Origin of the sequence: Stenotrophomonas sp. P2112, assembly GCF_041897515.1 — a bacterium.
GTDB classification, from domain to species: Bacteria; Pseudomonadota; Gammaproteobacteria; order Xanthomonadales; family Xanthomonadaceae; genus Stenotrophomonas; species Stenotrophomonas sepilia.
The window spans coordinates 365,001-385,053 of the sequence record NZ_CP169216.1; the positions used below are offsets into that span (position 1 = coordinate 365,001).

At 65.3% G+C, this 20,053-nt stretch carries 14 protein-coding genes and 3 rRNA genes (1 of these 17 running past the window's edge); 13 read left to right on the forward strand and 4 right to left on the reverse strand.

Translation table 11 applies throughout. From position 1 onward, the window contains the following. The 3 genes from ACEPA4_RS01725 to rrf (ACEPA4_RS01735) form a co-directional block, all read left to right on the forward strand. Window positions 1-2,040 (forward strand): 23S ribosomal RNA (locus ACEPA4_RS01725) (it extends 840 nt beyond the left edge of the window). Between the two features lie 125 nt (window positions 2,041-2,165). Next, a 5S ribosomal RNA gene (gene rrf, locus ACEPA4_RS01730) occupies window positions 2,166-2,280 on the forward strand. A 131-nt stretch (window positions 2,281-2,411) separates the two neighbouring features. Further along, a 5S ribosomal RNA gene (gene rrf / locus ACEPA4_RS01735) occupies window positions 2,412-2,526 on the forward strand. Window positions 2,527-2,843: 317 nt separating this feature from the next. Here the strand turns inward: rrf (ACEPA4_RS01735) and ACEPA4_RS01740 are convergent. Continuing rightward, window positions 2,844-4,553: a M28 family metallopeptidase gene (locus tag ACEPA4_RS01740; protein ID WP_065186708.1), complete on the reverse strand. Its 1,710-nt coding sequence runs from the start codon at window positions 4,551-4,553 to the stop codon at window positions 2,844-2,846. A gap of 86 nt (window positions 4,554-4,639) precedes the next feature. Further along, entirely contained in the window at window positions 4,640-5,302 is a 663-nt protein-coding gene (locus ACEPA4_RS01745; protein ID WP_005414989.1) for a hypothetical protein, read from the reverse strand. A gap of 95 nt (window positions 5,303-5,397) precedes the next feature. On the opposite strand from ACEPA4_RS01745, the gene ACEPA4_RS01750 reads away from it, so the two are divergent. Both ACEPA4_RS01750 and ACEPA4_RS01755 read left to right on the forward strand, forming a co-directional pair. Then, complete coding sequence (locus tag ACEPA4_RS01750) at window positions 5,398-6,696, forward strand: murein hydrolase activator EnvC (protein ID WP_033834985.1); 1,299 nt, start codon at window positions 5,398-5,400, stop codon at window positions 6,694-6,696. A gap of 108 nt (window positions 6,697-6,804) precedes the next feature. Beyond that, on the forward strand, window positions 6,805-8,265 hold the full coding sequence (locus ACEPA4_RS01755) for a S41 family peptidase (RefSeq protein ID WP_072169013.1): 1,461 nt from the start codon (window positions 6,805-6,807) through the stop codon (window positions 8,263-8,265). A gap of 60 nt (window positions 8,266-8,325) precedes the next feature. Here ACEPA4_RS01755 and ACEPA4_RS01760 read toward each other — a convergent pair whose 3' ends face one another. Next, window positions 8,326-9,018 carry a rhomboid family intramembrane serine protease gene (locus tag ACEPA4_RS01760; protein WP_053498727.1) on the reverse strand — a complete coding sequence of 231 codons (693 nt, stop codon included), beginning with the start codon at window positions 9,016-9,018 and terminating at the stop codon, window positions 8,326-8,328. 227 nt (window positions 9,019-9,245) lie between these two features. Between ACEPA4_RS01760 and ACEPA4_RS01765 the strand changes: the two genes are divergently transcribed. From ACEPA4_RS01765 to ACEPA4_RS01775, 3 genes are all read left to right on the forward strand, one after another. Further along, entirely contained in the window at window positions 9,246-10,673 is a 1,428-nt protein-coding gene (locus ACEPA4_RS01765) for an outer membrane protein transport protein (protein WP_053498726.1), read from the forward strand. Between the two features lie 134 nt (window positions 10,674-10,807). Then, window positions 10,808-11,407, forward strand: a complete 600-nt coding sequence (pnuC, locus tag ACEPA4_RS01770) for a nicotinamide riboside transporter PnuC (RefSeq protein WP_111173230.1) — start codon at window positions 10,808-10,810, stop codon at window positions 11,405-11,407. Further along, the gene (locus ACEPA4_RS01775) at window positions 11,394-12,467 is read left to right on the forward strand and encodes an AAA family ATPase (RefSeq protein WP_164093476.1); all 1,074 of its coding nucleotides are present in this window, start codon (window positions 11,394-11,396) and stop codon (window positions 12,465-12,467) included. Before pnuC ends, ACEPA4_RS01775 begins: the two co-directional genes overlap by 14 nt. Window positions 12,468-12,585: 118 nt before the next feature. Here the strand turns inward: ACEPA4_RS01775 and putA are convergent, their stop codons facing one another. Beyond that, complete coding sequence (gene putA, locus ACEPA4_RS01780) at window positions 12,586-15,804, reverse strand: bifunctional proline dehydrogenase/L-glutamate gamma-semialdehyde dehydrogenase PutA (RefSeq protein ID WP_065186705.1); 3,219 nt, start codon at window positions 15,802-15,804, stop codon at window positions 12,586-12,588. Window positions 15,805-16,078: 274 nt separating this feature from the next. Between putA and ACEPA4_RS01785 the strand changes: the two genes are divergently transcribed. The 5 genes from ACEPA4_RS01785 to ACEPA4_RS01805 are packed head-to-tail and all read left to right on the forward strand — an operon-like array spanning window position 16,079 to window position 20,052. Then, entirely contained in the window at window positions 16,079-16,555 is a 477-nt protein-coding gene (locus ACEPA4_RS01785; RefSeq protein ID WP_021202927.1) for a DUF2244 domain-containing protein, read from the forward strand. An 11-nt stretch (window positions 16,556-16,566) separates the two neighbouring features. Then, window positions 16,567-17,523: a cytochrome c oxidase subunit II gene (gene coxB / locus ACEPA4_RS01790; RefSeq protein WP_053498721.1), complete on the forward strand. Its 957-nt coding sequence runs from the start codon at window positions 16,567-16,569 to the stop codon at window positions 17,521-17,523. Window positions 17,524-17,582: 59 nt separating this feature from the next. Further along, a complete protein-coding gene (gene ctaD, locus ACEPA4_RS01795) occupies window positions 17,583-19,190 on the forward strand; it encodes a cytochrome c oxidase subunit I (RefSeq protein ID WP_005407790.1) in 1,608 nt (535 codons plus the stop codon). Between the two features lie 8 nt (window positions 19,191-19,198). Further along, on the forward strand, window positions 19,199-19,465 hold the full coding sequence (locus ACEPA4_RS01800) for a hypothetical protein (protein ID WP_065179436.1): 267 nt from the start codon (window positions 19,199-19,201) through the stop codon (window positions 19,463-19,465). Continuing rightward, window positions 19,462-20,052 (forward strand): cytochrome c oxidase assembly protein, encoded by a 591-nt coding sequence (locus tag ACEPA4_RS01805; protein ID WP_053498717.1) that lies wholly within the window; start codon window positions 19,462-19,464, stop codon window positions 20,050-20,052. The genes ACEPA4_RS01800 and ACEPA4_RS01805 overlap by 4 nt, the downstream gene beginning before the upstream one ends. Window position 20,053: the final 1 nt, after the last annotated feature.

Consider the following 20,053-nt stretch of genomic DNA (forward strand, 5'->3'; position numbering starts at 1 on the left):
GGGTAGAGCACTGTTATGGCTAGGGGGTCATCGCGACTTACCAAACCATTGCAAACTCCGAATACCGAGACGGACTGTATGGGAGACACACGGCGGGTGCTAACGTCCGTCGTGAAAAGGGAAACAACCCAGACCCACAGCTAAGGTCCCAAATTTTGTGCTAAGTGGAAAACCATGTGGAAAGGCACAGACAGCCAGGAGGTTGGCTTAGAAGCAGCCACCCTTTAAAGAAAGCGTAATAGCTCACTGGTCGAGTCGGTCTGCGGGGAAGATTTAACGGGGCTAAGCACAGAACCGAAGCTTGGGGTGCATAACTTTGTTATGCGCGGTAGAGGAGCGTTCCGTAAGCCGTTGAAGGTGGATTGAGAAGTCTGCTGGAGGTATCGGAAGTGCGAATGCTGACATGAGTAACGATAATGCGGGTGAAAAACCCGCACGCCGAAAGCCCAAGGTTTCCTTGCGCAACGTTAATCGGCGCAGGGTGAGTCGGCCCCTAAGGCGAGGACGAAAGTCGTAGTCGATGGGAAGCAGGTTAATATTCCTGCACCTCGCGTAAGTGCGATGGAGGGACGGAGAAGGTTAGGTGTACCAGGCGTTGGTTGTCCTGGGGAAAGGCGGTAGGTTTGGATCTTTGGCAAATCCGGGATCCTTTAAGACCGAGCACCGAGACGAGCCTTTATGGCAAAGTCACTGATACCACGCTTCCAGGAAAAGCTCCTAAGCTTCAGCTTACGCAGACCGTACCGTAAACCGACACAGGTGGGTAGGATGAGAATTCTCAGGCGCTTGAGAGAACTCGGGTGAAGGAACTAGGCAACATGGCACCGTAACTTCGGGAGAAGGTGCACCCTTTTTGGTGGCTCGTGCGAGCTATAGCTGAAGAGGGTCGCAGTAACCAGGCCGCTGCGACTGTTTATCAAAAACACAGCACTCTGCAAACACGAAAGTGGACGTATAGGGTGTGACGCCTGCCCGGTGCTGGAAGGTTAATTGATGGGGTCAGCCGCAAGGCGAAGCTCTTGATCGAAGCCCCAGTAAACGGCGGCCGTAACTATAACGGTCCTAAGGTAGCGAAATTCCTTGTCGGGTAAGTTCCGACCTGCACGAATGGCGTAACGACAGCGGCGCTGTCTCCACCCGAGACTCAGTGAAATTGAAATCGCTGTGAAGATGCAGCGTTCCCGTGGCAAGACGGAAAGACCCCGTGAACCTTTACTATAGCTTTACACTGAACGTTGAGTTCGTCTGTGTAGGATAGGTGGGAGGCTATGAAACCATGGCGCTAGCTGTGGTGGAGCCATCCTTGAAATACCACCCTGTCGTGCTTGACGTTCTAACCTGGGCCCATTATCTGGGTCGGGGACCGTGTATGGTGGGTAGTTTGACTGGGGCGGTCTCCTCCTAAAGAGTAACGGAGGAGCTCGAAGGTACGCTCAGCGCGGTCGGACATCGCGCACTGTGTGCAAAGGCATAAGCGTGCTTGACTGCAAGATCGACGGATCAAGCAGGTAGGAAACTAGGACTTAGTGATCCGGTGGTTCTGTATGGAAGGGCCATCGCTCAACGGATAAAAGGTACTCCGGGGATAACAGGCTGATACCGCCCAAGAGTTCATATCGACGGCGGTGTTTGGCACCTCGATGTCGGCTCATCACATCCTGGGGCTGTAGTCGGTCCCAAGGGTATGGCTGTTCGCCATTTAAAGTGGTACGCGAGCTGGGTTCAGAACGTCGTGAGACAGTTCGGTCCCTATCTGCCATGGGCGTTGGAGATTTGAGAGGGGCTGCTCCTAGTACGAGAGGACCGGAGTGGACGAACCTCTGGTGTTCCGGTTGTCACGCCAGTGGCATTGCCGGGTAGCTATGTTCGGAAGCGATAACCGCTGAAAGCATCTAAGCGGGAAGCGCGCCTCAAGATGAGATCTCCCGGGGCACAAGCCCCCTGAAGGAACCATGTAGACTACGTGGTTGATAGGTCAGGTGTGTAAGTACAGCAATGTATTGAGCTAACTGATACTAATGATCCGTGCGGCTTGACCATATAACCTCAAGTTGCCTTGGCTTTACGACAGCGTCGTAAGAGCATCCAAGTGCACGCTACGTCACAAGAACTATGCGAGGCTGGCGCCTTGTCCCCAGGGACGAGTGCGACACTCCAAAAGCCTCCCTGGTGAAATTAGCGCTGTGGAACCACCCGATCCCATCCCGAACTCGGAAGTGAAACGCAGCTGCGCCGATGGTAGTGTGGCTCAAGCCATGCGAGAGTAGGTCATCGCCAGGGTTTATACCCAAAACCCCGCTGCTGACGCAGCGGGGTTTTCCTTATTAAGTGAAGGCATTGCCTTTCTGGATACCTTCCGCCCAAGGGCAAGATCGCGAAGCTGGCGCTGCAAGCGCTGCTGCAACCGTCTCCCTGGTGAAATTAGCGCTGTGGAACCACCCGATCCCATCCCGAACTCGGAAGTGAAACGCAGCTGCGCCGATGGTAGTGTGGCTCAAGCCATGCGAGAGTAGGTCATCGCCAGGGTTTACACCCAAAACCCCGCTGCTCGCGCAGCGGGGTTTTTCTTTGCGCGCAGTAATACAGGTAGTACCAGCCGCTGGCCGGCAACCCGATGGCGTTACATCGCCCGCTAGATCCACGCCCTGCCTGGATGCCCTCTGCGAGGAAGCATGGCGCCAACCAAGGTCGGCCGCTACCAATCGATTGCCGGCCAGCGGCCGGCACTACCGGCAGATCCACACCAGTCGTGGATCTGCCGCCGACGGTATGCAAAAGAAAAGCGGCGCCCCAGTGGGGCGCCGCTCTGCTCTCAACAATGCTCAGTCGAGCATGGCCCGACTTTATTTGGCCGAAGCCTTGTCCTTCATCATCGCGTCGCGGGCCGCCTTGAACGGGTTGCCTGCATACCAGTTCGGCCAACGATCACCACCGGCCAGTTCCTTGCCCACGCCGTACATCAGCTGCAGGTCTTCAACGGTGCCGTCCAGTTTCCAGGTGGCCGCGTCGAACTCGTCCTTCGGGCCATGGTAGCGGTTGGCGCCGTAGTCCGCCGCGGCCTTGCGGCCCGCTTCCACGCCACCCTCGCGCAGGTCCTCGCCGCCATCGGCGTACAGGGCCGGCACACCGGCCTTGGCGAAGTTGAAGTGATCCGAGCGGAAGTAGAAGCCGCTTTGCACCGAGGTCTCACCGTGCAGCGTACGGTCCTGGGCGGCGGCCAACGGCTTGAGGATGTCCTCCAGCTCCGAGCTGCCGAAGCCGGTGACGGTCACGTCCTTGGCACGGCCGGCCACCGACATCGCATCGATGTTGATCACGCCGGCGATCTTGTCCAGCGGGAAGGTCGGATGGGCGACGTAGTACTTCGAACCCAGCAGGCCGGATTCTTCCAGGGTCACGGCCAGGAACACCACCGAACGCTCCGGCTTCGGGTCCTGGTGGGCCATGGCTTCGGCCACTTCGAGAATGCCGGCGACGCCGGTCGCATTATCGACGGCGCCGTTGTAGATGTTGTCGCCGGTCTCGCCCTCATGCTTGCCCAGGTGATCCCAGTGCGCCATGTACAGCACCGCCTCGTCAGCGCGCTTGCTACCCGGCAGCACACCCACCACGTTGCGCGACTGCTTCTGTGCGATCTGGCTCTTCAGGTCGACCGCAGCGGTGGCCTTCAGCGGCACCGGCTTGAAGCCGCGCTTGCTGGCGTCCTTGTAGGCCTGCGCCAGGTCCAGGCCGGCACCGGCAAACAGGGCCTTGGCCGCGTCGGCGCTCAGCCAGCCCTGCACCGGGATACGCGCTTCCGGATCATCCTTGGCCGGCAGGTCGTACTGCGGGCCAGCCCAGGAATTCTTCACCACGTCCCAGCCGTAGGAGGCGCCGGCGGTGTCGTGCACGATCAGTGCAGCAGCGGCGCCCTTGCGCGCGGCCTCCTCGAACTTGTAGGTCCAGCGCCCGTAGTAGGTCATGCGCTTGCCGTCGAACAGCTTCTCGTCGTCGACATGGAAGCCCGGGTCGTTGACGAACATGACGACCGTCTTGCCCTTCCAGTCCTGCCCGGCGTAATCGTTCCACTTCTGCTCCGGTGCATCGACGCCGTAGCCGACGAACACCAGGTCGCTGGCATCGACCTTCACCTCGGCCTGGCCGGTGCGGGTACCCACCACCATGTCGGTGCCGAACTTCAGCTCGGTGGTCTTGCCGCCCTGGGTGATCTTCAGCACGGTCGATTCGTCGGCCGTGGTCTCGGTCATCGGCACATCCTGGAACCAGCTGTCGCCGTTGCCGGGCTGCAGGCCGATGCGCTGCATCTGGTCGCGGATGTAGTTGACCGTCAGCTCTTCACCCTTGCTGCCCGGGGCGCGGCCTTCGAACTCATCCGAGGCCAGCGTCTTGACCATCTCGGCGAAGTCGCCGGCATTGATCTCCGGGGAGAACGAATGGGCGGCCGGCTTCGCCGCAGCGGTGTCGGTGGCCGGCGCGGCGGCGGGCGTGTTTTCGCCTTTGCAGGCACTGAGCGCGGCCGCGGCGGCCAGGCACAGGAGGAGTTTGCGGGGCATCGTCGATTCCTGGAGAACAAAGGGCGGCCGCACCTGATGCGCGACCGGTAACAGTGAGTATCACCGAACCGGCAGGTCCGGCGGGTTCAGTCCGCCGGGGCGGTTTCGGTGTCGAACGGAATTGGCTCGGCGCCGGTCACCGGGCCGATGCGAGCGGAGCGATGCACGTACAGCACCACTTCGCGCTCGAACTGCAGGGGGCCGTTGACCACCGCATTCGGGCCGATGATCACGCGCGGCTTGCGGCTGGCGGTCAGCGAGACACTGAAGTTCGGCTTGCGCACATGCACACCGCCGTTGACCTGCGAACCGATACCGACGGTGATGTCACCATTGACGGTCTCCACGTCCTTGCCGACGCGGCTCTCGACCAGGCCGATGCCGCCGTTCACGGTCTCGACGCCGCCTTCGATCTGGCTGCCGCGATCAGTGAAGATGCTGCCGTTGACGGTGCTGACGCCGCCACTGGCGATCACTTCACGACCCAGGCGCACACCGCCGTTGACCGTTTCGATCTTGCCGGTGCGCGCGCGGTCGGCGACCTTCACCCCGCCGTTGACGGTGTCGATGCTGCCGGTCTCGACGCCTTCGCCGACGCGGATGCCGCCGTTGACGGTGTCGAGCTTGCCGTAGCGTTGACCGGGTTCGGCGCTGATGCTGCCGTTGACCTTGCTGATGTTCTCCTGCGCACAGACCGGCCCGGTGGCCAGCAGTACGCCCAACAGCAGCGGAATGGAAAGAGTTTTCATGGCGACCTCGATGGATGTGCGGCTGGCAGGCCGCGTGCGGAGATGTCACCATTCCCCGGTAACCCCCGCAACTGCCTGAAGTCACTGGAAAGCCCTTGCGCGACAACGCCTTCCCATCACGCCGACATCACATCGCCGCTGCCCGCGGCGGTCGCTGCCTGCTGCTGGGGCTGGCGTTGGCGCTGGCCCTGCCGCTGCCCAGCGGTGCGCAGACCACCCGCGAGACCGAGCGCAAGCTGCAGAAACTGCGAACCGAATTGAAGGGCGTGGCGCAGGAGCGACGGCAGATCGAGGGCCAGCGCGGGCAGGCATCGCAACAACTGCGCGAGGCCGACGAGAAGGTAGCCCGCACCGGCCGTGCCCTTGCGCAGACGGAAGCCGCGCTGCGCGAGCAGGGCCGCGCCCTTGCCGAAGCCGAGCAGCGCCGCAGCACGCTGCAGGGCAACCTGGCCCAGCAGCACCGCGAACTGGCCGGGCTGTTGCGCGCGGCATATCAGCTGGGCAACCACGCACCGCTGAAGCTGCTGCTGTCGCAGGACACGGTGGCCGATGCCAACCGCGCCCTGGCCTACCATCGCTACCTGCAGCGCGAGCGTGCGCAGCGGATCACCACGCTGACCGCCGACCTGAAGGAGCTGGAAGCGCTTCAGGCGCAGATCGCCGAGCGCAAGCAGAAGCTGCAGGGGACGCAGCAGGACCAGAAACAGCAGGCAGCCGCCCTGGAAGCGGACCGCCGCGATCGCGCAAAGACCGTTGCCTCGCTGGAAGAGCGCTTCAAGGACCAGCGTGAGAAGGAACAGGCACTGGGCCAGGACGCCAAGGCACTGGAAACGCTGCTGGCCAACCTGCGTGCCGCTGCCGCGCGGGCCGAAGCCGAGCGGCGCGCCGCTGCACGCCGGGCCGCCGCCGAGAAAGCCGCTGCCGAGCGCGCCGCACGCCAGGCCGCCGCGCAGGGCCGTCCACCGCCGCCCACCAAGGTTCCACCTGCGGTGGCGTCGGCACCGGCGCCGAAGGTCGGCGGCCTGGGGTGGCCGTTGTCCGGCAACCTGCTGGCCCGCTATGGCGGCAAGCTGCCCGATGGGCGCACCAGCAGCGGTGTGCTGATCGGCGCGCCAGCCGGCAGCACGGTCACGGCCGTGGCCGATGGCACCGTGGTGTTCTCCGACTGGATGACCGGCTACGGCATGATCCTGATCGTCGACCACGGCAACGGCTACATGAGCCTTTACGCGCATAACGACACCCTGCTGAAGGATGCTGGCGCGCGGGTCAGCCGCGGCGATGCGGTGGCCAAGGTCGGCAATTCCGGCGGCCAGGGCGTCACCGCGCTGTACTTCGAGCTGCGCCGTGGCGGGCAACCGGTCAACCCGGACAGCTGGCTGCAGCGGCGCTGAATCCTGGCCCGCCGGATGCGGGCCGGATTCAACGGGAATTTAGCTGTGCTTCGCGCATAATCGGTGCATGTGCCTTGGGCACCATGCCACCGTCGACAGGAGTGATCCATGCGCGCAGCCCGTACCGCCACCCTCTTGCTGGCCCTGTTGCCAGCGCTGTCCTGGGCGCAGCAGACCGCGCCCGCCCCGAGCCAGGAAACCAGCGGGCAGGCAGCGAACAGCGAGGAGGCGGTGACCTCGAAGGTGCCGCTGGAGGAAATCCGCCGTTTCGTGGCCGTCTACAACGCGGTGCGCGCCGCCTATGTCGACCCGGTCGATGACAAGAAGCTGATGCAGTCAGCCGTGCGTGGCCTGCTGCTCGACCTTGATCCGCACAGCACCTACTTCAACAAGGAAGACGCGCAGGCCTTCGACGAGCAGGCCAACGGTGCCTACGAGGGCATCGGCGTGGAGCTGCAGCAGCAGCCGGACAACGCCAGCATGAAGGTGATCGCGCCGATCGACGACACGCCGGCAGCCAAGGCCGGCATCCTTGCCGGCGATTTGATCATCGCCATCGACGGCAAGCCGATCAGCGCGATCGATGCGAGTGAACCGCTGCGCGGCCCGGCCGGCAGCAAGGTGGTGCTGACCATCGTGCGTGACGGCAAGCCGAAGCCGTTCGATGTCAGCCTGACCCGCCAGACCATCCGCGTGACCAGCGTGCGCAGCCGCCTGCTCGAGCCGGGCTATGGCTATATCCGCCTGAGCACCTTCCAGGCCGATACCGGCTCGGATTTCCAGAAGCATGTGCAGCAGCTGCAGAAGCAGTCCGGTGGCCAGCTCAAGGGCCTGGTGCTGGATCTGCGCAGCAACCCGGGTGGCCTGCTGACCGCTGCGGTGCAGGTGGCCGACGATCTGCTTGACAAGGGCAACATCGTCAGCACCCGCGGCCGCATCAGCATCAGCGATGCCCGGTTCGACGCGACCCCGGGCGACCTGCTGAAGGGCGCACCGGTGGTGGTGCTGGCCGATGCCGGTTCGGCCAGCGCCTCGGAAGTGCTGGCAGGCGCGCTGCGCGACAACAAGCGCGCCCGCGTAGTGGGCAGCCGCACCTTCGGCAAGGGCTCGGTGCAGACCGTGCTGCCGCTGGACAACGGCGATTCGGTGAAGCTGACCACCGCGCGCTACTACACGCCCAGCGGCAAGTCGATCCAGGCCACCGGCATCGTGCCGGATGTGGAGTTGAAGCCCGCCGCCACCCCGGCGGAGGATGCCCTGCCGGCCAGCCTGAGCGATTACAGCGAAGCCACCCTGCCAGGCCATCTGCGCGGCGACGACGAAGGCACCGAGGGCTACCACGCCGGTGCGGTGCTGCCGGGCGACGGCCCGATCAACGACGCGCTGGCCGAGCTGAAGAACCCCGGTTCGGTGGCCGCACGGTTGAAGGCCGAGGCCGCGAAGGCGGATGCCGCCAAGGCCGCGAAGGCCGCTGCGGTGAAGCCCGAAGCCAAGCCGGAGGCGAAGGTCGAACCGAAGGCAGACAGCACGCCGGAAGCCAAGCCCGCTCCTGTGCCGGCCAAGCCTTGATTCCTGGTCTACGAACGAGCGGCTGAGCGTGGAGCCGGCCAGCGGCCGGCTCTACCTGGATCAGAAGCCGTGCCGCTTGCGCAGGCGGCGCGCGATCGCGGCGCGTACATAGACCCCGTACACGACGCCGAACACGAAGCCGCCGATGTGCGCCCACCAGGCCACCATGCCGAAGCTCGGGCCGATGTGGGCGAACACCACTTGCAGCGCCGCCCAGACGCCGATCAGCAGGTACGCCGGGGCGCGCACGAACTCCAGGAACAGGCCGAGCGGGATCACCACGCCCAGCCGCGCGCCCGGGAACAGGGCCAGATAGGCGCCGATCAGGGCCGACACCGCGCCGCTGGCGCCGATGATGATCTGGTCCGGGCTGCCCATGGTGTAGATCGCGACCAGGTTCGACACTGCGCCGCCGACCAGGAACAGCAGCAGCAGCCGCCACGGCCCCAGCACCCGCTCGGCGGGCAGGCCGAAGATCAACAGGAACACCAGGTTGCCCAGCAGGTGCGACCAGTCCGCGTGCAGGAACAGGGCGGTGAACAGCCGCAGCACGCTGCCGTCCTGCAGCGTCGCCCACCAGTCCAGCGGGTGGGTCAGACCGGTGGACAGCGCGCCCCAGTCCAGCCAGAGGCTGCCGCGGGCATCGTCCGGACGCGAGATCGACCACAGGAACGCCAGCCACAATGACGCGAACAGCACGGGCGTGGCCCAGCGCAGGGCCGCCTTCTTGCGGGACGGGAGCGAGACGAACATGCCAATAGCCTAGCGTGCGGCCACTTTCGGTGGGGACGGTCCTGTTCAGCTTTTGAGACGAAAAAACCGCCTGCGCTGTTATTGTTTCATTAACAGCTCTGGGTAATACTCGCATACGGCGTCGTATGTCGGGAGGGGAATCCGGCGCGCTCCGATGGGTCCCAGGACCCGGCGGGCGCAGGCGCACTCAGAGCACCATCACCGCTTACCGGAGAGAGAGAACTACGATGCAAACCGCTTCCACCATTGCCCGACTGACCCTGCTGGCCGTCGGCGTTGCCGGTGCGCTGGCCGCCGCCGATGCCAATGCTGCCGCCTTCCAGCTGAAGGAAAACAGCGCCAAGGGCCTGGGCCGCGCGTTCGCCGGCTCCACCTCGACCGAAGGTGACGCCTCGGTCATCGCCACCAACCCGGCCTCCATGCGCCTGCTCGACGGCACCCTGGTCCAGGGCGACGTCAGTGCCATCAGCTTCGGCGCCAAGTTCCGCGGCCAGGGCAAGTACGGCAACGGCGCGCCGATTTCCGGTGGCAACGGCGGCGACGCCGGCATGATCGCCCCGGTTCCGGCCGCGTACTTCCACGTGCCGTTCGGCGAGAACGACAACATGCACTTCGGTGCTTCGCTGACCGTGCCGTTCGGCTTCAAGACCGAATACGACCGCGACTGGGTCGGCCGCTACAACGGCGTCAAGACCGAGCTGCAGGCCATCGACCTGGGCGTGGCGTTCTCCTATGACGTCAACCCGTACCTGTCGTTCGGTGCTTCGGTGTTCGCCGAGCGCCTGAACGTCGACCTGACCAGCGCTGTCGATACCGGCACCGCGATCAACGCCACGGCCCAGCGCACCGCTGCGGCGCGTGTGCTGGCTGCCGGCGGCACTGCGGCCCAGGCTGCGGCGGCCTCGCAGGCCGCTGCACGCCAGGCCGCCCAGCTCGGCTTCTCGCCGGGCACCGCCGATGGCTACCTGCGCATCAAGGGCGACGAAGTGTCGGTCGGCTACACCCTGGGCATGACGGTCACCCCGGTGGAAGGCACCAACATCGCCTTCAGCTACCGCTCGAAGGTCGAGCACAAGATCACCGATGGCAAGGCCGACTTCACCATCCCGCAGAACGCTGCCGCCTTCCTGGCCACTGCTGCCCCGGGTACCTTCATCGACAGCAACGGCCGCGCCACCATCACCCTGCCGGCCAGCGCCACCGTGGGCTTCACCCACCGCGTGAACGACCAGTGGCAGATCATGGCCGAGGTCACGCGCACGGCGTGGAGCAAGTTCGACCAGGTCACGGTCGACTATGACTCCAACCAGCCGGACAGCGTGCTGCCGTTCCACTACCGCGACACCACCTTCGCGTCGATCGGTACTGATTTCCGCGTGAACGACAAGCTGACCCTGCGTGGCGGCCTGGCCTACGACCAGACCCCGACCACCGACGCCCACCGCGACGTGCGCGTGCCGGACACCACCCGCAAGTGGCTGTCGCTGGGCCTGACCTACGCCGCTTCGGACAAGATGGAATACAGCGTGGGTTACACCCACCTGTTCACCAAGGATCCGAACATCACCTCGACCTCGGCCACTGCCAACACCGTGACCGGCAAGTACAAGGTGAGCGGCGACGTGCTGGCGGCGTCGATGCAGTACAAGTTCTGATTCGGGCGATTGCCTGAAGCAGTACGAGGAGAGCCCCGCGCAAGCGGGGCTTTCTTTTTGCGGAGGGTATCCACGCATGGCATGGATCTACTGGTCCGACGACGCAGGGCGTGGATCTACGCGACAATGGTGCGATGAACCTGTCCGACCCGAGCTTCCAGCTGGAGCTGGCCGCCAACATCGCCGTCGCCGGCTCGATCCTGCTGGCCGGCCGCAACAACGTGCACACCTGGTGGCTGGGCATCGTCGGCTGCGCATTGTTTGCGGCCGTGTTCGAGCGCTCGCACCTGTATGCGGACATGGTGCTGCAGTTCTTCTTCATCGCCATCAGCGTGCTGGGCTGGTGGCAGTGGCTGCGCGGCGACCATGGCGCGCCGCTGCCGATCACTGCGCTGCGGCCGCGGGCATGGGCCTGGCTGGCGCCGCTGGCGGTGGTGGCCACGTTCGGCTACGGCTGGATGCTGACCCGACTGACCAACGCCTATGCGCCTTACATCGATTCGGCGGTGCTGGTGCTGAGCGTGATCGCGCAGATCCTGATGATGCGGCGCAAGCTGGAATCGTGGTGGGTGTGGCTGCTGGTGAACACCGTGGCAGTGCCGCTGTACTACAGCCGTGGCCTGCATCTGACCTCGATCCTCTACATCGGTTTCTGGATAAACGCGCTGGTCGCCCTGCGCCATTGGCGGCACCTGATGCGGGACGAGGCCAGGGCGGCCGATGCCGCTGCCTGAGCGTGTCGAGCGCGGCCTGGTGGTGGGCAAGTTCTGCCCGCTGCATCTCGGTCACGAACGCCTGATCGACTTCGCCGCCACGCGCTGCCAGCAGCTGCTGGTGATCGGCTGGTCGCAGCCGGGTTTCCCAGGCTACAGCGCCGAGCGTCGCGAGCGCTGGCTGCGAGCGCGCTTCCCGCAGGCGACGGTGGCGGTGCTCGATGATGCGCGGCTGGCGGCATTGTGCACGCAGCACGGTTTGCCCGTGCGCACGCTGCCGCACGACAGCGACAACGAGCACGTGCAGCGCGAGTTTACCGCCTGGCTGTGCCTGAGCCTGTTCGGCGGGCCGGTGCAGGCGGTGTACACCGGTGAGGACTACGGCGACGGCTTCGCGCAGGCGCTGGCCACGCACTTCGGTGCGCCGGTACGCCATGAGCGGCTCGAACGCGCATTGGACGCCGGGCAGGCGTGCGGCACCCAGCTGCGCGCCGATCCGCACGCGCACCGCCATGGTCTCGCACCGGAGGTGTACGCCGGATACGTGCAGCGCGTGGCCTTCATTGGTGGCGAGTCCAGTGGCAAGACCACGCTGGCGCGGGTGATGGCCGAGCGCCTGCAGACCGCCTGGGTACCGGAGTATGGCCGCACGCTCTGGGAGCAGCAGGGCGGCGACCTGATGCCGGACGATCTGCTTCGTATCGCGATGACCCAGCCGCAGCATGAAGAAGAGGCTGCGCGGCGGGCACATCGCTGGCTGTTCTGCGATACCACGCCGCTGGTGACGCTGGGCTACAGCGGCTGGATGTCTGGTACGGCGCCGGAGGCACTGCGGCAGGCTGCATTGCGGCCATATGACCTGCTGTTCCTGTGCGCGCCGGATATTCCGTTCGACCAGGACGGCACACGGGTGGGGGAAGCATTCCGTGCGCAGCAGCATGCGTGGTACGTGCGCGAGCTGCAGGCGCGGGGCGTCGACCATGTGCTGCTGGAAGGCGATCTGGAGACGCGCATCGCGCGCATACAGCGCGAGCTGGCTAAGCGTGCGGACAACCGGTTCAGTGTCGCCCTGCCTCTGTAGCGCCGAGTCCATGCTCGGCTGCGCCAGGAAAGCCGAGCGTGGGCTCGGCTCTACAGGAAGCAAAGCACAAGAAACCCCGCTTTCGCGGGGTTTTTCGTTCACTGCATGAGGCTGACGATCAGTCGCCCAGGGTCAGCAGCGAGGCGTTGCCGCCGGCGGCGGTGGTGTTCACCGTCACCGTCTTTTCGGTGGCAAAGCGCAGCAGGTAGTGCGGGCCGCCGGCCTTCGGGCCGGTGCCGGACAGGCCCTGGCCACCGAACGGCTGCACGCCGACCACTGCACCGATCTGGTTGCGGTTGACGTACACATTGCCGACGTGGACGCCGTTGCTGATGCGGTCAACGGTTTCGTCGATGCGCGAATGCACGCCCAGGGTCAGGCCGTAGCCAGTGGCGTTGATCTGGTCGATCACCGCGTCGAGCTGGTCGCCCTTCCAGCGGATCACGTGCAGGACCGGACCGAAGACTTCCTTGTGCAGCTGCCCCAGGTCCTTCAGTTCATACGCGCGCGGTGCGAAGAAGGTGCCGTTGGCGGTTTCAGCGGACAGCTCGGCGGCGGCGATCAGGCGCGCTTCGCGGTCCATGCGTTCGGCGTGTTCCTGCAGGATCTTCAGCGCGTCGGCGTCGATCACCGGGCCGACGTCGGTAGACAGCAGGCCCGGGTTGCCGACCTTCAGTTCCTTCATCGCACCGGCCAGCATGGTCATCACCTTGTCGGCGATGTCGTCCTGCACGAACAGCACGCGCGCGGCCGAGCAACGCTGGCCGGCGGAGGTGAAGGCCGAACCGATCGCGTCCTTGACCAGCTGTTCCGGCAGTGCCGAGGAGTCGGCGATGAAGGCGTTCTGGCCACCGGTCTCGGCGATCAGCACGCCGATGGCGGCGTCACGCGCGGCCATCGCACGGTTGATCGCACGTGCGGTCTCGGTGGAGCCGGTGAAGGCCACGCCGGCCACGCGCGGGTCGGCGGTCAGCGCCGCACCCACGGTGGCGCCGTCGCCCGGCAGGAACTGCACCACCTCGGCCGGCACGCCGGCATCGTGCAGCAGCTTCACCGCGTAGTAGCCGATCAGGTTGGTCTGCTCGGCCGGCTTGGCGATGACGCTGTTGCCGGCGGCCAGTGCGGCGGCGACCTGGCCCAGGAAGATCGCCAGCGGGAAGTTCCACGGGCTGATGCAGACGAACACGCCGCGGCCGTGCAGCTGCAGCTCGTTGGATTCACCGGTCGGGCTGGGCAGCTTCTCGGCGTGGCTGAACTGCTCGCGCGCCTGCTTGGCGTAGTAGCGCAGGAAATCCACGGCTTCGCGCACTTCGGCGATGCTGTCGGGCAGGCTCTTGCCGGCTTCCTTCACGCACAGCGCCATGAACTCCGGCATGCGCGCTTCCAGCTGGTCAGCGGCGTGTTCGAGGATGGCGGCGCGGCTGGCGGCCGGGGTGCGGTTCCAGGCCGGTTGTGCGGCCACGGCGTTGGCCAGGGCCTTCTGCACGGTGGCGGCATCGGCGGCCAGCCACTGGCCGACCACTTCGCGGGTGTCGGCCGGGTTGGTCACCGGCAGCGCGGCGCCGGCCGGGTTGGCACCCGGTACCAGCGGCGAGGCCTGCCACGGCTTCACGGCGGCGTTGAGCTGCTCGGCCAGGGCGCGCAGTTCGTTGTCGTTGGCGAGGTTGGCGCCCATGGAGTTCTTCCTGTCGTGGTTCTGGCTGCGCAGCAGGTCAACCGGCAGCGGGATCTTGGGATGCGGAATCGATTCGAACGAGGCGACCATCTCGACCGGATCGCGGATCAGGTCGGCGATCGGCACGCGCTCGTCGGTGATGCGGTTGACGAAGCTGGAGTTGGCACCGTTTTCCAGCAGGCGGCGCACCAGGTACGGCAGCAGGTCTTCGTGCGAACCGACCGGGGCGTACACGCGGCAGGGCAGGTTCAAGCGATCGGCCGGCACCACTTCGGCGTACAGGTCGTCGCCCATGCCGTGCAGCTTCTGGTGCTCGTACACGCCGCCGTTGGCGATGCTGCGCACGGCCGCGATGGTGTGCGCGTTGTGCGTGGCGAACATCGGGTAGATCGCGTCCGCATGGGTGAACAGCCGCTTGGCGCAGGCCAGGTAGGACACGTCGGTGTTCTGCTTGCGGGTGAACACCGGGTAGCCCGGGTAGCCTTCGATCTGCGCGCGCTTGATCTCGGCATCCCAGTAGGCGCCCTTGACCAGGCGCACCTGCAGGCGGCGACCGGCACGGCGTGCCATGTCGGCCAGGTGGTCGATCGTGTACGGCGTGCGCTTCTGGTAGGCCTGCACGACCACACCGAAGCCATCCCAGCCAGCCAGCGAGGCGTCGGAGAACACCTGCTCGATGATGTCCAGCGACAGTTCCAGGCGGTCGGACTCTTCGGCGTCGACGGTGCAGCCGATGCCGTAGCTCTTGGCCAGCTGTGCCAGTTCCAGCACGCCCGGCACCAGGTCCTTCAGCACGCGCTCGCGCTTGGCGTGCTCGTAGCGCGGGTACAGCGCCGACAGCTTGATCGAGATGCCCGGCGCGTTGTTGACGTCGCCGTCCGGACGGCCACCGCGGGCCTTGTGATCGCCGCCGATGGCGTGGATCGCACGACGGTAGTCTTCCAGGTAGCGCAGCGCGTCCTTCATGGTCAGCGCGCCTTCGCCGAGCATGTCGAACGAGTAGCGGTAGCTGGCGTTGTCGCCCTTGTGCGAGCGCGCCAGCGCTTCGCTGATGGTGCGGCCCATGACGAACTGGTGGCCCATGATCTTCATCGCCTGGCGCACGGCCAGGCGCACCACCGGCTCACCGACGCGGCCGACCAGGCGCTTGAATGCGCTGGGCGCATCGGCGCGCGTGGCGTCGTTCATCTGCACCAGCTTGCCGGTCAGCATCAGGCCCCAGGTGGAGGCATTGACCAGCACCGAGTCGCTGCCGCCCAGGTGCTTTTCCCAGTCGGCATCGGCCAGCTTGTCGCGGATCAGCTTGTCGGCGGTGTCCTGGTCCGGAATACGCAGCAGCGCTTCGGCCACGCACATCAGCAGCACGCCTTCTTCGCTGCCCAGGTCGTACTGGCGCATGAAGGCTTCGATCGCGCCCTGGTCCTTGGCACGCACGCGCACGCGGCCGACCAGGTCGGCGGCCAGCGCCTGCACCCTGGCCTGTTCCTCGGCGGGCAGGCGCGCCTGCGCCAGCAGCTCGCGGACGTGGCTGGCCTCGTCCTTCAACCAGGCATCGGTGATGGCCTGGCGGAACGGGTTGGGGGGCGCCGGCAGTTCCGGCGACAGCAGCGCGCCCGGACGCGGGGCGTCGTGGGCGGCAGGGGAGGAGGAAGGTGCGTTCATGCCGGTCCGGCCAGTGGAAAACTTGGCGATTTTAATCATTTTTGCGGCCTTCGGAAGTGCCACGCAGACACCTTCATGAAGGGCTGATAGCCACTAACGGTGGTGGATTCGGCGTGTTCAGCAAACCTGGCGAGATTTGTGCTGAATTCGTCATTCGTGCCGCCGACCGCATGCTGTGTTGCAGCATCGGAAAAAGTGTGAATGCACCCTTGCTACCGGCGAGAGGGCGGGGCTACCATCGAGACGTTTCCCGCGGCAGGAACGCGGTTGCGACATGATCGAGGTGCTTCCAGCTCCGGATGGGTCAGGTACGCAGCTGCGGCTGCGTCCCCCACGGGCGCTCGATGCCCGGCAGTTCGTCCTGTTGTTCACCGTGTTGTCGGGTGCGATGTGGCTGGTGTCCGCCCTCGGGTGGTGGGCCGGCAATGCATTCGCCCCCCTGTTCGCGCTGCTGTACAGCCTGGTGCTGGCGGCGGCGCTGCGTGCCTTGTGGCGCAGCGGTGAACGGCAGGAGGAGATCCGGGTAGTGCCGGCGTACGTGGAGGTCATTCCCGTACCCGGTGGATCGCCGGTGTTCCGGGCCCACCCGCACTGGGTGCGCCTGCTCACCGACGATGAGAGGGTCCGGCTGGCATCCAGCGGCCGGCAGGTGGAGGTGGGGAGTTTCCTCGCGCCGGCCGAACGTCAGACGCTCGCAGAGACACTTGAAAGCTTGCTCGCCGCCAGCGATGGCGGCAACCGACGACGCTAAGGGTCTAGGCAATGAAGCAAAGCAGCAGGTGGGGCACGAAGTGCGTGAACGCGGTTGCCGCAGTGCTGGCGACCGGGGGACTGATGCCGGCGTTGGCTTGGGCCCAGGCGGCCGATCCCAAGCCGTGGCAGCTGAACATGGGCAAGGGGGTGACCCAGACCTCGCGCCTGGCCTGGGAATCGAACAACCTTTCGTTGATCATCTGCACGGTGATCGGCGTCATCGTGTTCGGCGCGATGGCCTACGCCATCTTCAAGTTCCGCAAATCCAAGGGCGCGGTCGCCGCCACCTTCAGCCATAACACCAAGGCCGAGATCATCTGGACGGTGATCCCGGTGATCATCCTGATCGTGATGGCGTGGCCGGCCACGGCCAACCTGATCAAGATGTACGACACCCGCGATGCCGAGATGACGGTCAAGGTCACCGGCTACCAGTGGATGTGGAAGTACGAATACCTCGGGGAGAACGTCACCTTCACCAGTCGCCTGGACCGGGAATCCGACCGCGTGCGGCAAAGTGGCATCGTGCCGACCCGCGAAAGTCATCCGCACTACCTGCTGGACGTCGACAACCGGCTGGTGTTGCCGGTCGATACCAAGGTCCGCTTCGTCATCACTTCCGATGATGTGATCCACGCCTGGTGGGTGCCGGCGCTGGGCTGGAAGCAGGACGCGATCCCCGGTTTCATCAATGAAGCCTGGACCAGCATCGAGCAGCCCGGGGTGTATCGCGGCCAGTGCGCCGAGCTGTGCGGCAAGGACCACGGCTTCATGCCGATCGTGGTCGAGGCGGTGTCCAAGGAGGACTTCAAGCAGTGGCTGGCGCAGCGCAAGCCTGCACCGCCGGCCGAGCCCGCCCCCCCTGCGGCACCTGCAGAACCGGCTGCCCCTGCGGGCGAAGCACCGGCGGCACCTGCTGCTGCCGAAGCCGGCAATGCACCTGCGGTTGCGGCCAGCGGCGCGTGATGTAAAGCCCGCGGCCGCTCGCGGCCGTGGTGACAACCGATTCTGAGAGGTGTTTTGCAATGGCGCACTCGGCAGTTGGGCACGACGATCACCATCACCACCAGAGTTTCTTCGAGCGTTGGTTCTTCTCGACCAACCACAAGGACATCGGCACGCTGTACCTGGGTTTCAGTTTCATCATGTTCATCATCGGCGCGGCGATGAGCGTGGTGATCCGCGCCGAGCTGGCGCAGCCGGGCCTGCAGTTCGTCAAGCCCGAGTTCTTCAACCAGATGACGACCGTGCATGCGCTGGTGATGATCTTCGGCGGCGTGATGCCGGCGTTTGTCGGCCTTGCCAACTGGATGATCCCGCTGCAGATCGGTGCGCCGGACATGGCGCTGCCGCGCATGAACAACTGGTCGTTCTGGCTGCTGCCGGTGGCCTTCAGCCTGCTGCTGCTGACGCTGTTCCTGCCCGGTGGTGCACCGGCCGGTGGCTGGACGCTGTATCCGCCGCTGTCGCTGCAGGGCGGCTACAACGTGGCCTTCAGCGTGTTCGCCATCCACGTGGCCGGCATCAGTTCGATCATGGGTGCGATCAACATCATCGCCACCGTGCTCAACATGCGCGCGCCGGGCATCGACCTGCTGAAGATGCCGATCTTCTGCTGGGCGTGGCTGATCACCGCCTTCCTGCTGATCGCGGTGATGCCGGTGCTGGCCGGTGCGGTGACCATGCTGCTGACCGACAAGTTCTTCGGCACCAGCTTCTTCAATGCCGCCGGTGGCGGTGACCCGGTGATGTACCAGCACATCTTCTGGTTCTTCGGCCATCCCGAGGTCTACATCATGATCCTGCCCGCCTTCGGCGTGGTCAGCGAGATCATCCCGACCTTCAGCCGCAAGCCGCTGTTCGGCTACCAGGCGATGGTGTACGCCACCGCCGCGATCGCGTTCCTGTCGTTCATCGTCTGGGCCCACCACATGTTCACCGTGGGCATGCCGCTGGGCGGCGAGATCTACTTCATGTTCGCCACCATGCTGATCTCGATCCCGACCGGGGTGAAGGTGTTCAACTGGGTCAGCACCATGTGGCGGGGGTCGCTGACGTTCGAGGCGCCGATGCTGTGGTCGGTGGCCTTCGTCATCCTGTTCACCATCGGTGGCTTCTCCGGCCTGATGCTGGCCATCGTGGCGGCCGACTTCCAGTACCACGACACCTACTTCGTGGTTGCGCATTTCCACTACGTGCTGGTGACCGGCGCGGTGTTCGCGCTGATCGCGGCTGTGTATTACTGGTGGCCGAAGTGGACGGGGCGGATGTACAGCGAGAAGTGGGCCAAGGTGCACTTCTGGTGGTCGATCGTGTTCGTCAACCTGCTGTTCTTCCCGCAGCACTTCCTCGGCCTGGCCGGCATGCCGCGCCGCATTCCGGACTACAGCGTAGCGTTTGCCGACTGGAACCTGATCAGCTCGATCGGTGCGTTCGGCATGTTCGTCACGCCGTTCATGATGGCCGCGATCCTGCTGTCCTCGCTGCGCAATGGCGAGAAGGCCGAGGCCCGTAGCTGGGAAGGCGCGCGCGGGCTGGAGTGGACGCTGCCGTCGCCGGCACCGGCGCATACCTTCACCACGCCGCCGACCATCCGCCCGGGCGATCTGGCGCATGACGACATCACGCATTGAGGTGGGGCATGCATAACGAGAGCCCACTGCAGACCTGTAGAGCCGAGCCATGCTCGGCTGACGGCGTGCTGACCAACGGTAGAGTCGACTGTCAGTCGACTCGCGAAGTGCAGCCGACTAGCAGTCGGCTCTACCAGAACCAAAGCCAGAGCGAAGCCCAACACCACGGCATCGAACAGCAACGCCAGCGTGCCCGGCGCACGGCGATGTGGGTCGGCGCCATCGCGGTGCTGGTCTACGTCGGCTTCATCCTCAGCGGGGTGATCGGCCGATGAGCGAGGCACCGGCCAGCACGCGGTCACCCAGTGCCGGGCTGCCGCGCCTGATCGGCGTGGCAGTGGCGGTGTTCCTGCTGACCTTCTCGCTGGTGCCGCTGTACCGCATTGCCTGCGAGAAGGTATTCGGCGTGCGCCTGGAACGCGGCCCGGGTGGTGAAGCCAGTACGGGTGCCGCAGCTGGCAAGCGCACCGTGCGGGTGGAGTTCGATGGCGGCGTCAATTCGCGCCTGCCGTGGTCGTTCCATCCCGAGCAGCTGACCATGGATGTGGTGCCCGGCGAACTCAACGAGGCGCTGTACTTCGCCCGCAACGACAGCCAGCAGGCAGTCGTTGGCAGCGCGGTGCCTTCGGTGGCACCGGCACGCGCGTCGGGCTTCTTCAGCAAGACCGAGTGCTTCTGTTTCACCGCGCAGACGCTGCAGGCCGGCGAGAAGCGCGACATGCCGGTGCGCTTCATCGTCGATCCGGACCTGCCGCCGGAAATCAAGACGATCACCTTGTCCTACACCTTCTACCGCAACGACGCGTTGTCCGATCGGCTGGCCCCGGCCGCCACCTCGGACGGCGCGCACGCCGCACCCTGAC

Bases quoted from the DNA above. Each gene is read 5' to 3' on its own strand.
- ACEPA4_RS01740 (WP_065186708.1), bottom strand. From the start codon at position 4,553: ATGCCCCGCAAACTCCTCCTGTGCCTGGCCGCCGCGGCCGCGCTCAGT.
- ACEPA4_RS01745 (WP_005414989.1), bottom strand. From the start codon at position 5,302: ATGAAAACTCTTTCCATTCCGCTGCTGTTGGGCGTACTGCTGGCCACC.
- ACEPA4_RS01755 (WP_072169013.1), top strand. From the start codon at position 6,805: ATGCGCGCAGCCCGTACCGCCACCCTCTTGCTGGCCCTGTTGCCAGCG.
- ACEPA4_RS01760 (WP_053498727.1), bottom strand. From the start codon at position 9,018: ATGTTCGTCTCGCTCCCGTCCCGCAAGAAGGCGGCCCTGCGCTGGGCC.
- ACEPA4_RS01765 (WP_053498726.1), top strand. From the start codon at position 9,246: ATGCAAACCGCTTCCACCATTGCCCGACTGACCCTGCTGGCCGTCGGC.
- pnuC (WP_111173230.1), top strand. From the start codon at position 10,808: ATGAACCTGTCCGACCCGAGCTTCCAGCTGGAGCTGGCCGCCAACATC.
- ACEPA4_RS01775 (WP_164093476.1), top strand. From the start codon at position 11,394: ATGCCGCTGCCTGAGCGTGTCGAGCGCGGCCTGGTGGTGGGCAAGTTC.
- putA (WP_065186705.1), bottom strand. From the start codon at position 15,804: ATGAACGCACCTTCCTCCTCCCCTGCCGCCCACGACGCCCCGCGTCCG.
- ACEPA4_RS01785 (WP_021202927.1), top strand. From the start codon at position 16,079: ATGATCGAGGTGCTTCCAGCTCCGGATGGGTCAGGTACGCAGCTGCGG.
- coxB (WP_053498721.1), top strand. From the start codon at position 16,567: ATGAAGCAAAGCAGCAGGTGGGGCACGAAGTGCGTGAACGCGGTTGCC.
- ctaD (WP_005407790.1), top strand. From the start codon at position 17,583: ATGGCGCACTCGGCAGTTGGGCACGACGATCACCATCACCACCAGAGT.
- ACEPA4_RS01800 (WP_065179436.1), top strand. From the start codon at position 19,199: ATGCATAACGAGAGCCCACTGCAGACCTGTAGAGCCGAGCCATGCTCG.
- ACEPA4_RS01805 (WP_053498717.1), top strand. From the start codon at position 19,462: ATGAGCGAGGCACCGGCCAGCACGCGGTCACCCAGTGCCGGGCTGCCG.